The 13,562-nt window shown below is 37.4% G+C and carries 12 protein-coding genes; 7 read left to right on the top strand and 5 right to left on the bottom strand.

Translation table 11 applies throughout. The features are described 5' to 3' along the window. Positions 1-101 precede the first annotated feature (101 nt). The 3 genes from ABFY81_RS05280 to ABFY81_RS05270 form a co-directional block, all read right to left on the bottom strand. On the bottom strand, positions 102-1,625 hold the full coding sequence (locus ABFY81_RS05280) for an NAD(P)/FAD-dependent oxidoreductase (RefSeq protein ID WP_347913246.1): 1,524 nt from the start codon (positions 1,623-1,625) through the stop codon (positions 102-104). A 22-nt stretch (positions 1,626-1,647) separates the two neighbouring features. After that, positions 1,648-2,481, bottom strand: a complete 834-nt coding sequence (locus ABFY81_RS05275; RefSeq protein WP_004702815.1) for an SDR family NAD(P)-dependent oxidoreductase — start codon at positions 2,479-2,481, stop codon at positions 1,648-1,650. Between the two features lie 62 nt (positions 2,482-2,543). Further along, positions 2,544-3,503, bottom strand: a complete 960-nt coding sequence (locus ABFY81_RS05270; protein ID WP_347913245.1) for a metal-dependent hydrolase — start codon at positions 3,501-3,503, stop codon at positions 2,544-2,546. A gap of 526 nt (positions 3,504-4,029) precedes the next feature. On the opposite strand from ABFY81_RS05270, the gene ABFY81_RS05265 reads away from it, so the two are divergent. After that, a complete protein-coding gene (locus ABFY81_RS05265; RefSeq protein ID WP_002156858.1) occupies positions 4,030-4,653 on the top strand; it encodes a TetR/AcrR family transcriptional regulator in 624 nt (207 codons plus the stop codon). Positions 4,654-4,712: 59 nt separating this feature from the next. On the opposite strand, the gene ABFY81_RS05260 is transcribed toward ABFY81_RS05265, so the two are convergent. Further along, on the bottom strand, positions 4,713-5,435 hold the full coding sequence (locus ABFY81_RS05260) for a pirin family protein (RefSeq protein WP_086495998.1): 723 nt from the start codon (positions 5,433-5,435) through the stop codon (positions 4,713-4,715). A 557-nt stretch (positions 5,436-5,992) separates the two neighbouring features. On the opposite strand from ABFY81_RS05260, the gene ABFY81_RS05255 reads away from it, so the two are divergent. The 6 genes from ABFY81_RS05255 (at position 5,993) to ABFY81_RS05230 (ending at position 12,729) form a co-directional block, all read left to right on the top strand. Beyond that, positions 5,993-6,910 (top strand): metal-dependent hydrolase, encoded by a 918-nt coding sequence (locus tag ABFY81_RS05255; RefSeq protein WP_223861106.1) that lies wholly within the window; start codon positions 5,993-5,995, stop codon positions 6,908-6,910. Between the two features lie 65 nt (positions 6,911-6,975). Further along, complete coding sequence (locus tag ABFY81_RS05250) at positions 6,976-7,806, top strand: SDR family NAD(P)-dependent oxidoreductase (protein WP_004702805.1); 831 nt, start codon at positions 6,976-6,978, stop codon at positions 7,804-7,806. Between the two features lie 22 nt (positions 7,807-7,828). Then, positions 7,829-9,379, top strand: coding sequence for an NAD(P)/FAD-dependent oxidoreductase (locus tag ABFY81_RS05245; RefSeq protein ID WP_347913244.1), 1,551 nt, complete (start codon positions 7,829-7,831; stop codon positions 9,377-9,379). A gap of 368 nt (positions 9,380-9,747) precedes the next feature. Beyond that, positions 9,748-9,975 (top strand): hypothetical protein, encoded by a 228-nt coding sequence (locus ABFY81_RS05240; RefSeq protein WP_004702801.1) that lies wholly within the window; start codon positions 9,748-9,750, stop codon positions 9,973-9,975. Between the two features lie 323 nt (positions 9,976-10,298). Beyond that, a complete protein-coding gene (locus ABFY81_RS05235; protein ID WP_347913243.1) occupies positions 10,299-11,618 on the top strand; it encodes an NCS2 family permease in 1,320 nt (439 codons plus the stop codon). Between the two features lie 112 nt (positions 11,619-11,730). Continuing rightward, entirely contained in the window at positions 11,731-12,729 is a 999-nt protein-coding gene (locus tag ABFY81_RS05230) for an adenosine deaminase (RefSeq protein ID WP_077166137.1), read from the top strand. 44 nt (positions 12,730-12,773) lie between these two features. Here ABFY81_RS05230 and ABFY81_RS05225 read toward each other — a convergent pair whose 3' ends face one another. After that, complete coding sequence (locus ABFY81_RS05225) at positions 12,774-13,331, bottom strand: cytochrome b (protein ID WP_086496971.1); 558 nt, start codon at positions 13,329-13,331, stop codon at positions 12,774-12,776. Positions 13,332-13,562 lie beyond the last annotated feature (231 nt).

The raw sequence follows: 13,562 nt of genomic DNA, 5'->3' as shown, positions 1-13,562 counted from the left end.
TTTTTATTTCTTGAAGATATTCAACGAAGAAGGCAGTGTATTTCATGAAAACCTAAAATACACTGCCTCTTTCTTACAACTGATTTGATCGAAATTACAAATTAGTGAGTTTTCGTCGTTTGATACGTCACTTCATAATCTTTCAAATCTACTTTTTTCAAACGTTGTTTAAGTTTTTTCAATGACCAAGGCCATGCAGCAAAGTTACGCCCGTTGGCATCAAGGTAGTAACTCTTACAGCCGCCGCTATTAAATACCGTTGTTTGTAAGTGCTTTTGCACTAAATCGTTATGCTTTTTAATCACATCAGATTTAACATTTAATTTGCTAATTCCTTTGTTTTTAATTTTCAGTAAGCCATCTACGATATAGTCGAGTTGTGCTTCTGCCAAACCAATGAAAGAATCATAGACCAATACGTTTGGACCCAAAACTAAAAATGCATTCGGTACATTTTCGATGTTAGTTCCTAAGTAAGCCTCTGGTGAGCTACTTTTCCATATGTCTTGTAAACATTGACCTTTTTCATTGTGGACACGTTTACCAATTGGTGGGTGAGATACTTCAAAGCCTGTACCCCAAATAATCACATCAACTTCGTGGCGCTCACCATTTGCAGCAACCACCGTATTGCCTTCAACTTTCACTAAACCATGAGGAATAAGGGTCGTGTTTGGTGCTTGTAGTGCAGGGTAGTAGTTGTTAGCGAATAAAATACGTTTACAACCAATATCAAAGTTTGGCGTTACGTTTTTACGTAGTACAGGGTCATTAATTTGCAATTTAAGTAATTGCTTACCCAATACATTGACTGGTTTGAGCGCAAGAGGGTTACGTAAACCAAAGTTAATTGCATTCAGCGTTAGCGCTACACTTTTACGCCAGCTCGCCTGAATAGCCGGATATTTGGCAATGACTGATTTACTAAACTCGCCCAAGTCTGTATCTGGTTTTGGTAATACCCAAGGTGCTGTACGTTGGAATACAAAAAGCTCTTTCGCTTTTGGTTGAATTTGTGGCACAAACTGAATAGCAGATGCACCAGTACCAATCACGGCAATGCGTTTACCAGTTAAATCATAATCATGGTTCCATTTAGCTGAATGGAACATCTCGCCTTTAAATGTGTCTAAGCCTTCAAGACGTGGAATTTGAGCTTCGGTAATTGGACCTGTAGCAAAAATAACGGTTTTAGACAAATATTGACCAGTACTGGTATCAAGCACCCACACATGACGTGAGTCATCCCACGCTGCGTTGAGCAGTTCGCTATTAAACTCGATTTTAGACGTAACATTAAACTCGTTACTCACATCTTCCAGATAACTTAAGATTTCTGGTTGGCGCGCAAATAGATGGCTCCATTTTGCACTTGGTGCAAATGAATAAGAGTAAAGAGCAGAAGGTACATCACAACCACAACCTGGGTAGGTATTTTCACGCCATGTTCCACCAACACGGCCAGCTTTTTCAATAATCTTATAATTGGTATAACCCACTTGATCTAGGCGAATAGCAGCGGCGATCCCTGAAATACCAGCGCCCACAATAAAAGTATCGAAAATATGCTGAGGTGAATTGACAGCTTTTTTTGCTGATGCATTTGTTTTCATTTGAGCAGTCATATGTGTACTACCTATAAATTTCTTATTTAAATAATTTGTAAGACGTACCAAGGAACTTGGTATACAAGCTTGGAGATGCACGTTTCATGAGCCAGAATAACTTCGCGTCAATTTGAGGAATGGTATAAAGCTCATCCTGATCAAGACGGTTAAGAGTGAGTTTGGCGACGTCATCACTTGTGGTGAGTGCATAGTTCATAAGTGCATGGTCTGCAAGCTTCGAATAACGACCCGGAATACGACCATTTTTAATGATATTGGTGGGAACCAAAGTCGGGCAGAGTACATTGACTTTAATATTAAACTTACGCAGTTCGGCCGAAAGTGTTTCAGATAGCGCACGTACACCGGCTTTAGTTACGTTATACGCGGTCATTTCTGGAGCAGCAGTGTAAGAAGCCGCCGAAGCCACATTAATAATTGCGCCGTAACCTAACTTTTTGAACTTTGGTACAAAAGCATGACAACCATGAATAACACCCCAAAGGTTAATATTCATGACCCAGTTCCAGTCTTCTAGACTGAGTTCGTCAAACTTGCCACCCAAACCCACTCCTGCATTATTAATGACAAGAGTTACAGGGTGCCCAAGTAAAATTTCAGCAGTTTCAGCTAAATGATTTACTTGTTCTGCATTACCTACATCACAACGCATAGCAAAAGCTTTTGCGCCTTCTTGTTCAAGAAGCTTTACGGTTTCTTCTGCGGCTTCTAAATTAATATCTGCACATACTACGCTGCCACCACGTTTTGCCAGTTCAATTGCAAAACTCCGACCAATTCCGCTACCTGCACCCGTCACGACGGCATAAGCTTTTTGGCTTGGTTTAACTCTCTTTTTGCCAAATAAAATCATGATTCATCCCGAAATAGATTTAAGGAAAACCAGCCATTGAGTAGCGACTGGTTACAAGCCAATTAAGACATGCGTACAGGAGGGGTAAATTCCTTCACAAAGTAAGGTGCAATTGCACCGCCTTCGTTCAGTAATTTCTGTTTGTAATACTCAAGATATTCAGTCGTATCATGATCATTTGGGTGGAAATCAGGGCGTAAGTAGTCAAGAATTTGACCAATGGTGCTACCAAATACGCCATCTTTTGGACCAAAAATAAGTCCTACTCCTCGGCGAGCGTCTTTCCAGAATTTTCTAGTTAACATTTCCTGTGGCTTTCTTAAAACAGGAATAAACAAGGTAGTCGCAGGGATTAGACCTAAAATAGTGAACAAAGCTAAGAAGAAGCCAGAAGCTCGTAATGGGTAGCTACCATTAAGTAATTGATAAACATCATAGGCAATGTCTTTATGCTCGGATTCTTCAAGCATATGCCACATCCATAACGCACGACTTTTCGCATCGTCTGAATAGTAGAAATTCTTTTCGTGCTTCATCATGTATTCAGCAAGTACAGCCGTAAAATGCTCAATACCAGCCATCATCGATAATTTCAGTGGTTGCGGGAATTTTAAAAACACATATTTGAAGAAGTTCTCGCCCAAGAAACGATATAAATCGACCGGATACTCAACATCTTTAAGCGCATCGTTATATTCATTGTGCAATTTTGAATGGATGGCTTCTTGACCAATGAGAGAGGTAACGCGTTGCTTTAACACGGGGTCTTGAATAAATTCGCGGTGGTGACGAGCAGTTTCAATCACCAAATCTTCACCATAGGTTAGAAATACTGAAAGCGTAGCAAAAAAAATCGTCGCAAATTGGTTGTCCATATAGAATCTGACATCAATTTCCTTTCCATCAAAACCAATATTTAAATGACGGATTGGGATAGATTTTTTACTGGCAAAATCTGGTAACTCGATTTCACGGTAAAATTTAATTTTGTTTAGTGATTTTTTAACTGTGGTCGAGATCATGGCGACACCTTCAGATCAATCAGTGATAGTGCGATATTGCTGAAAATCAAAAAACTTTGATTTCCAACAGGGCACTGTAAATTCCATTTTCAAAAAGCAGTTTTCTCTGCTTACTGAGTACGGTGATGTTGCTCCGTTATTTGTTTGATTATTTGACTGAATAACGGAAAAAGAGGCGAACTTGATAAAATGAATCAACCTCTTTTTAGATTTTTTCATGTTAATCTGAGTTTATGTTCGGATTCAATTCGGGTAACTTTTCAATTTATTTAAGCTCAAATCTAATGTATAAATAAAATAAAAAATTAGTTTAAAATTTTATTAATACATTGATTTTTATTTGAATATTTTAATTTTTTTTAAAAGTAATTTCCTAATAATAAAAGAACTCATAACTATGTTTTGCCATACCTCTAAAGAAATTGTGTCATGAAGTTTGACAAGTATTCGGATTTTGTTTTTTTATTAGGGTAGGGCTAAATTACATGCTAACCTGAGCTTATGTTCGGATTATTTATAAGAAAATATGTCTACGCGAAAACCCCGTCAGGCACGAGCCAAAGTCACTGTTGATACTATTATTGAAGCAGGTTTTATTGCCGTAGCATTGCATGGACCAAGTGGTACCACTACACGTCATATTGCAGAAATTGCAGGTGTGAGTGTTGGGTCACTTTACGAGTATTTTAAAAATAAAGAAGAAATCTATGATGCGATGAATCACTACTTTGTGAGTGAAATTCTCGACATGATTAAAGAGTTAACTCCTACAATTCTAGAGTTGGAGTTAGAGCCTGTTATCGAAATGATCTTTTATACATTTAGTGATTTATTAAAGAAAAATAATGACCGTTACTTAACCGTTTTACGTTATGCAGGTGAGTTGCAATACGACAAATATATTCCAAAAATTGAACAGGCTTTAATGGAAGTCATCATGAAATATATGATGCATAATCCTAAATATTTAAAAATTAATAACTTACCTGTCATTACTTACATTTGTATAAATAGTGGTATTTTTAACGTAGCAAGGCATCTTATTTTACCTAACCCATTTATTAGTTTTGATGAAATGGTGCAAGGGTTAACCACTATGATTATGAGCTATATCAATACAGAAATGGCACGCTCGGAAGACCATTCATAGTTTTTAATTTTTAATATATAAAAAAACACCTGCATATATCTATACAGGTGTTTTGTTGATTATGGCATGGTTGGAACTTCTTCCGGACGCATATCAAAAATCAGAATTTCAGCATTATCACCATTAGTAAATGATAACTTGCCTCCATCACGAATTCGCGCAGCATCACCCGTGTTAAAGGTTTTACCGTTTACATCAATACGGCCTTTTGCCACATGTAGGTAAACATAGCGTCCTTCTGGAATTGCAAATTCTGCTGTTTCTTCGCCGTCAAAAAGACCTGAATAAATATTAATGTCTTGTTTGATCGACAAAGTTTTTTCGCCACCTGTTGGTGAAATCATCAAATGCAATTTACCGCGTTTGTCTTCCTCGGAAATATGCAATTGTTGATAGCCCGGGGTGGTGTTCACTTCGTTTGGAACAACCCAAATTTGCAAGAAGTGCACGTTTTCTTGTGCAGAGTGGTTAAATTCACTATGAGCAACACCACGACCTGCGCTCATTAATTGAATATCACCAGGCACAATCACAGAACCTGTACCCATTGAATCTTTATGTTCTAACGCACCTTCAAGCACATAAGAAATAATTTCCATGTTGCGGTGAGGGTGAGTACCAAAACCTTTCGATGGAGCAACAGTATCGTCATTAATCACAAGCAAATCTGAAAAACCTACTTGTTTCGGGTCCCAATAATTTGCAAATGAAAACGTGTGTTTTGACTGTAACCAGCCATGATGTGCTGCACCACGCTCATGAGATAAACGCATATCAAACATGATTTATTATCCTCATTCAATTTTTTTCTCTGAATGCAGTTTATCGTTTTCATTTATGCAATGAAGCTCTAAAAACAGAAAGCTTGGTGTGATTTTTGGAACGCTGAAGTATTAAAATGATTTATTTGGAAAATAGGCATAATATTTCATTTATTATCTTTTTAAGCCATCTTTTTGTCATTTTAGGACAAGTGTCCTTTATTTAAATTATTATGAATAATATTAGCTTATATAAGTTGTTTGAAATAATCAAAAAACATTTAAATTGGCAAAAAGTTTCAAAGTGGGTTGGCTTTTTTTGTCCTTGTTCGAGTAATGCATCAAGCGCACTATTTAACCTGATTTGGTGAATTTAACCTCGCTTAAGTTCATAAAACATGGCAAGGCAGATGTATTCGAGCAAATTTTTTGTTCTAGAGCAGTTAAAGATTGCAAGAAATAATTTAAAGACAACTTTATCTGTTTGATTCGACGCTGCCTTGTATTTAACAAATTTTATAGGGTGTCAAAAAATGGTCGCTCAAGCTATCCGAAATATTATTTCTCCTAAATCAGTTATGGCTCAGTATCAAAAGATAGACTTTTCAAATAAAGGATCTATCCCAATCCGCCATCTAAATATCGGATTTGATGGCAAAGAAATTGATATCGAGTTTTACGTCAACAATCAGTTTGCAACTTTGTTCTTTGCAACGCTTTCGGTTTTTTTGACCTATGGTGAAGATCTTGTCATCGAAACTGCTCGCCATCACCGTGAATTTATTCAAGATCCGATTTTAAAACAGCGTGTTACTTCTCTTATTGGTCAAGAGGCTATCCATTCAAAATTGCATAATGAATTCAATGATGCAATTAAAGAGCTGGAATATCCGGTCGATTTATATCGTTTCTTAGGTGAAAACTTTTTTAAATATGTGTTTTTAAAATTCCCACAGCCATTAAAGCTTTCACTTATGGCAGGCATTGAGCACTTTACGGCAGTTCTCGCTGAATACATGATGAAGCATGAAAAGAACTTTTATTATACCGACGATGCGAAAAGCCGAGCGTTATGGATGTGGCATATGCTTGAAGAGTCTGAGCACAAAGATATTGCTTATGATGTCTATCAGGTTTTGAACGGTAACTATCCATTGCGTGCAACAGGTTTTCTAATGGCTTTCATTACCATTTTAGGGCTTATTCCAACCGCAACATTATTTGTGCCTGTACTGCGTAAGCCACAAGAAATGCTAACCAGAAAATTTTGGAAAGATGCACGTCGTGGCGTCAACTTAATTTTTAGTCCAAAAGATGGCGTATTCGGTAGCACCGTTGGCCAGATTCTGGATTATTTACGTCCAAGCTTTCATCCAAATGATCATGACACAACTCAATACCTTGAGTACTACAAAAAGAAATTACTTAACGAGGGCGGTGCAATTGCACCTTACTTTGTGAAGGAATTTACTCCACCAGTTCGTGCAGTTTCATAAGGCTGTTGGTCACCGCAGTAATACCCAAATTACTGCCGTCTCCCTAAAGTTTTTTAGGATTTACTATGATTCTATTTGGTAAGAAAGACCAGCCTAGCCGAAACGCATATGCTGTTGTGACAGGGGCAGGGAGTGGAATTGGCCGTAGCTTTGCACTTGAATTGGCAAAACGCGGTGGCAACGTGGTATGTGCGGATATTAATTTAGAAGCTGCTGAAGAAACCGTAAAGTTAGTTGAACAGCTTGGACAAAAAGCTTTTGCAGTCAAGTGCGATGTTGGACAAGCAGAACAAGTACAGGTTTTGGCTGATCAAGCAGAGCAATTATTAGAGCATCCGGTAACACTGATTATTAATAATGCTGGCGTAGGTCTAGGCGGCAAATTTGATGAAATGAGCTTGGAAGACTGGAAGTGGTGTATGCATGTAAACCTATGGGGTGTTATTCATGGTTGTCATGCATTTGTGCCAAAGCTCAAAAAATTAGGTTACGGCGCAATTATTAATGTAGCTTCAGCCGCATCTTATACTGCAGCACCAGAAATGAGTGTCTATAACGTAACGAAAGCGGGTGTATTGGCATTATCAGAAACTCTTTCAGCTGAGCTTCGCAAATTCAATATTAAAGTGAATGTGCTGTGCCCGACTTTGGTTCCGACAAATATCATTAAAAATGGTCGTATTCCAGGGCGCTATTCAAAACTTGCAGATCATGCACTCATGAATTATGCCATGACCACCAGTGACGCAGTTGCAACATTAACATTGAACCGATTAGATCGAGGGCAGCTCTATACCACGCCACAGATCGACGCCAAATTATTCTGGCTTATGAAAAGAACGTCACCAACGCTATATGCAAAGTTCCTTGGGCTTTCGTATCAGTTATTTAAATAAAATTTTGTATAGGCAGAAAATTATGGTCACTAAACCTAGAACAAATACGCGTACACGTAAAACCCAAGAAGTTGCACATATTTATGACACTTTTATTGTCGGTGCAGGTATTTCTGGCTTAGCTGCTGCAATTAAGCTAAATGAAGCAGGCTTAACCAATTTTAAAATTATTGAAAAAGCGAGCCGCGTCGGTGGTACTTGGCGTGAAAACACGTATCCGGGTTGTGGTTGTGATGTTCCATCATCGCTTTATTCTTACTCCTTTGCGCCAAGTGCAAAATGGAGTCACTTATTTGCACGCCAACCGGAAATCTTAAGTTACTTAGAAGATGTAAGCCGTGAGTTTGATATTGAATCCTTAATTGAATTTAATACTGAACTATTAAAAGCAGAATGGAACAGTCTAGAAAATGTCTGGAAACTCGAGACAAGCTCTGGTTTATATATCGCTAAAACAGTCCTATTTGCTACTGGTCCAATTACTGAAGCTCAGATACCACGTCTTGAGGGTTTAGATACTTTTACTGGTGAAATGTTCCATTCAGCGAAATGGAACCATGATTATGATTTAACTGGTAAACGCATTGCCGTGATTGGTACTGGTGCATCTGCCATCCAGTTTGTGCCACAAATCCAACCTAAAGCAAAAGAGCTGTTTGTGTTCCAACGTACAGCACCTTGGGTGCTGCCAAAACCAGATACCGACTTGGGTGAGTTAAGTAAATCCGTCATTGCTAAGTATCCAGCTATTCAAGCGACTTGGCGACAGACTGTGGCGGGTACTTTAAATGTCATTAATTTTGGCTTACGCAATCCAAAAGCTTTAAAGCCTGTCAATTTTGCTGCGAAACAACTATTAAAGTTGCAAATTAAAGATCCGGTGTTACGTCGAAACGTAACACCTAATTTTGATATTGGCTGTAAACGTATTTTGTTTGCTAACAATTACTACCCTGCACTACAAGCACCAAACACGACTCTGATTCCTCATGGTTTAGTAAAAGTTGAAGGCAATACAGTGGTTGCTGCCAATGGTGAACGCCACGAAGTTGATGTGATTATTTGGGGCACTGGTTTCGAGGTATCTCATCCTCCAATTGGTAAACGCGTACACAATGAGCAAGGGGAATGTTTGGCTGATCTTTGGAAAGACTCTTCACCAGAAGCTTACTTAGGTACCAATATTGAAAATGTGCCGAATGCATTTCTTATGCTAGGACCTAATGTGTTGGTTTACGACTCCTTTATTGGTCTTGCTGAAGCGCAATTGCAATATATTGTTGATGGTTTGCTACAAATGAAGGCAAAGGGCATTGCTAAACTTTCTGTAAAATCAGAAGTGATTAAAAAGCATAATGAGCTTGTACAAAAACATCTGCAAACCACTGTATTTAATAGTGGCGGATGTAAAAGTTATTACCTTGATGCTAATGGCCGTAATTTTGCCGCATGGCCATGGTCTTTGAAAAAACTTAGACAGCGTTTAAAACATTTAAAGTTAGAGGAATATGAAGTGGTGTATGAGGCTGATTTGATAAAGGCAAAACCTAAAGTTGAAGAAATTGTCGGTTAATTAATTTATAAAAGCCCATTTTGATTGATTGAAATGGGCTTTTTATTATCTGGGAATTGAATAAATAAATTAAAATTCAATCAATAATATAGTGAAGTTAAATTGAAAAATAAATTTAAATATACTTAAAAATAAAAGAGGGAAAGCAGTGTATATAAGTTTTTAATAAAAAAATATAGTGATTTTTAAAAATGAATTTTTAAGTGAAAAGTTTCCTTTTTAAGCTTTTTTAAAATTGTAAATTAGAAAACATTTTTTATATCAATAGCTTGAGTGATTGGTAATTATTGTAAATAAATGTGAAAGTATTCACAAACTGGTTATTTTTTGTTAAGATCATTAACATTAAAAACATAGAGATAATAATAATGATCAATAAAGTATTAATAGTGTTGTGTGTGAGTATCGTGTTTGTATTAGGATATTGGGCGTATTTAGATAGCCAAAATAAAAAACACCAAGAACTTATGCGAATTATTCAAGAAGCAGAAAAAAACTTGCAAACGATTGAGCGAAATCCTAATCGTGTTAGTCATAGCAATTTAGCTTCTTATACTTTGCAAAACTATCTCAGTGATAAAAAAGTTTTTTTCTAGTCAAAACTGTTGTTGTAATTTGCTTTAAAAAAGACTGTCATTGGTCATATCTTTTCATAAATTTTGATCATGTTGCGATTGAATCTGTTAAACTTATTTAACGTATAGTAAAAAAGCTGCATAGGGGTTATGCAGCTTTTTTGTGTTTCAAGAGGGGCTGTGTCTATTTTCTATGTATGAAATCAAAATTCAAATGAGTGGCATATTTGTTGCTTCATCTATTTGAGGTTTTTGTTTAGAGATCTGATCAGAAAAACAAGATTGCTCAGATACCTACATAGAAGTACATATTCCACAGCTCAGATTTTGCATAGAGGCTACTTATGGCGGCGCCCAATTCTTCGGCAGGCTGGTTAGAGCGTTTATTTAAGTTAAGCGACAATAAAACCACGTTTCGAACAGAAGTTCTTGCTGGTGTAACTACGTTTTTAACAATGTGTTACATCATCATTGTCAATCCACTCATTTTATCTGAAACCGGCATGGATCATGGCGCCGTATTCGTTGCAACCTGTTTGGCGGCAGCAATCGGTTGTTTAGTGATGGGTATTATTGCCAATTATCCAATTGCATTGGCACCAGGCATGGGGCTTAACGCTTATTTTACCTATTCGGTATGTATGGGCATGGGAGTGCCATGGCAGACGGCTTTAGCAGCTGTTTTTGTTTCAGGAATTGTCTTTCTTGCTATTAGCTTTTTTAAAGTTCGTGAAGCGATTGTCAATGCAATTCCAATGTCGCTTAAATTTGCGATAGGCGGGGGTATTGGTTTATTCCTTGCACTTATTGCGCTAAAAAATGCTGGCATTATTGTTGCCAATCAAGCGACATTGGTAGGTTTGGGTGATATTAAACAACCTACAGTGTTGTTGGCTTTATTTGGATTTTTACTGATTGTAGTTTTACATCAGCTTAAAGTTCGCGGTGCCATCATTATTAGTATATTAGTCGTTACAGCAATTGCGACTGCTTTAGGTTTAAATGAATTTAAAGGTGTAGTAGGTCAAATCCCTTCAATTGCACCAACATTCATGCAAATGGACTTTAAAGGCCTATTTACTGCAAGTATGATCGGTGTCATCTTCGTATTCTTCATTGTTGACTTGTTTGACAGTACGGGTACTTTGGTTGGCGTTTCACACCGTGCAGGGCTTTTAAAAGATGGTAAATTACCACGTTTGAAAAAAGCATTATTTGCTGACTCTACGGCTATTGTTGCTGGTGCTGCATTGGGTACTTCATCAACTACGCCATATATCGAATCAGCTTCAGGTGTAGCGGCAGGTGGGCGTACTGGTTTAACTGCAGTCGTTGTTGCTGTTTTATTTATCTGCTGTTTATTTTTAGCTCCTCTTGCTCAATCTGTGCCAGGTTTTGCAACAGCCCCAGCTTTATTATTTATCGGTGTACTTATGATCCAAGGGATCACGCACATTGATTGGGATGATATTACAGAAGCTGTTCCAGCCTTTTTAACAATTGTATTTATGCCATTTGCGTATTCAATTGCAGATGGTATTGCAATGGGCTTTATCAGCTATGCATTAGTTAAACTATTCACAGGTAAGGCAAAAACTGTTCCATACATGGTGTGGATTATTGCTGCTCTTTGGGTATTTAAATTTATCGCTTTTGGCGGTTAATACGATTTTTTATAATTTCCTTCTAGAACTATATTTCGTAATCGTTATATAAGAAGGAAGTTATTGAAGGGTGTGTTACCACACCCTTTTTTTCTTTAGATGTGGAGTTAATATGAATCAAGTCGAGCTGATTCAGGCCTTACCAAAAGCCGAGTTGCATGTGCATATTGAAGGGACGTTTGAACCTGAATTAATGTTTGCTATTGCACAGCGTAATCAGATTCAGATTCCTTACAAATCTGTTGAAGAAGTAAAGCAAGCTTATAACTTTCATAATCTTCAATCATTTCTAGATATTTACTATGCTGGTGCAAATGTTCTTGTTCATGAGCAAGATTTTTATGATTTAGCATGGGCATATTTTGAGAAATGTGCAGAAGATCGTGTCGTTCATACAGAAATGTTCTTTGACCCGCAAACCCATACTGACCGTGGTGTTGCTTTTGCGACAGTAATCAATGGGCTTAAACGTGCATGTGCTGATGCAAAAGCTAAATTTGGTATTAGCTCTCAGCTCATTATGTGTTTCTTGCGTCATTTAAGCGAAGAAGCTGCATTTGAAACGCTTGAGCAAGCTTTACCGTTTAAAGAAGACATTATTGCTGTAGGGCTTGATTCAAGTGAAGTAGGTCATCCACCAGCTAAATTTGAACGTGTTTTTGCTAAGGCACGTGAAGAAGGCTTCTTAATCGTGGCTCATGCAGGCGAAGAAGGCCCACCTGAATATGTATGGGAAGCTTTGGACTTGCTTAAAGTAAACCGTATTGACCACGGCGTACGTTCTGAAGAAGATGAACAATTAATGGCTCGTTTAATTAATGAAAAAATGCCATTAACCGTTTGCCCTTTAAGTAACTTAAAGCTATGTGTTGTTAAGGATATGAAAGATCACAATATCCGTCGTCTGTTGCAAAAAGGCGTACACGTGACTGTTAACTCGGACGATCCTTCATATTTTGGTGGATATATGAATGATAACTTCATTGCTATTCAGCAAGCCTTAGATTTAAGTAATGATGAGTTGAAGCAACTCGCAATTAACTCTTTTGAAGCCTCTTTCATTTCAGATGAAGAAAAACAAAAGTGGATTTCAGAAATCCAAAAAATCTAAATAAAAAAACCGCCTTTAATAGGCGGTTTTTTTTAACATTGAATTTATTTAGGTTGTTTGGTCATGCTGTTTAAAACATTGTCTTTATCCACAAAGTGATGTTTTAAAGCTGCAAGAACATGTCCAACAATAAGCAGGCCTGCAAACCATGAAATATAAATATGTAATGGTTTAACAATCGCTAATAACTCAGGGTTGTCTTGTACTAAGCGTGGAATATTAAATAAATATAAAACTGGGGCAGGGTGACCAGCACTCCAGCTAAATAAGCAACCAGTAATAGGTAACGCTACTAAAATCACATAGAGTAATAAATGTCCAATGTGAGCCAAAGTTTTCATTGTTGGCGACATGGTATCAGGCAACTTTGGGGCTGGATGGGTGTAACGCCAGAAAAGGCGAATAACCACTAGAAAGATAATGGTTGTGGCGATGTTTTTATGTAGTGTAATGACATCACCTTTAAAGCTGCCATCAGTATCATAACTTAAAAAATTTCCACTGTAGAAACCAATCACCCAAGCCGTAATGAAAATGATTGCCATAACCCAATGCAAAATCTGTGCAGTGCGGGTGTAGTATTGAGAGGATGAGGCAGGCATAAAAGACCCTAATTTTTTGTCATTTTAGCGCTAGATTTTATGGTAAAGCAGTATTTTTGAGAAATGTTGTTCTCGTAACGGAGCGTACTATAAACAGAACGATTTAGCTGAAGTGCATGATTAAATCAAACTGGAGTGTAGGAAAATTAGATTGCATAAATGCATCAATTTATTTGTTTCTTCTAAGCACGAGTTTAGGCAAAATACGCGCTGCTTACGTTCGATCAAAGG

The sequence above is a fragment of the Acinetobacter sp. WA-87 genome (assembly GCF_039938935.1).
GTDB lineage: Bacteria > Pseudomonadota > Gammaproteobacteria > Pseudomonadales > Moraxellaceae > Acinetobacter > Acinetobacter seifertii.
This window is presented reverse-complemented; position numbering and strand designations above follow the sequence as displayed.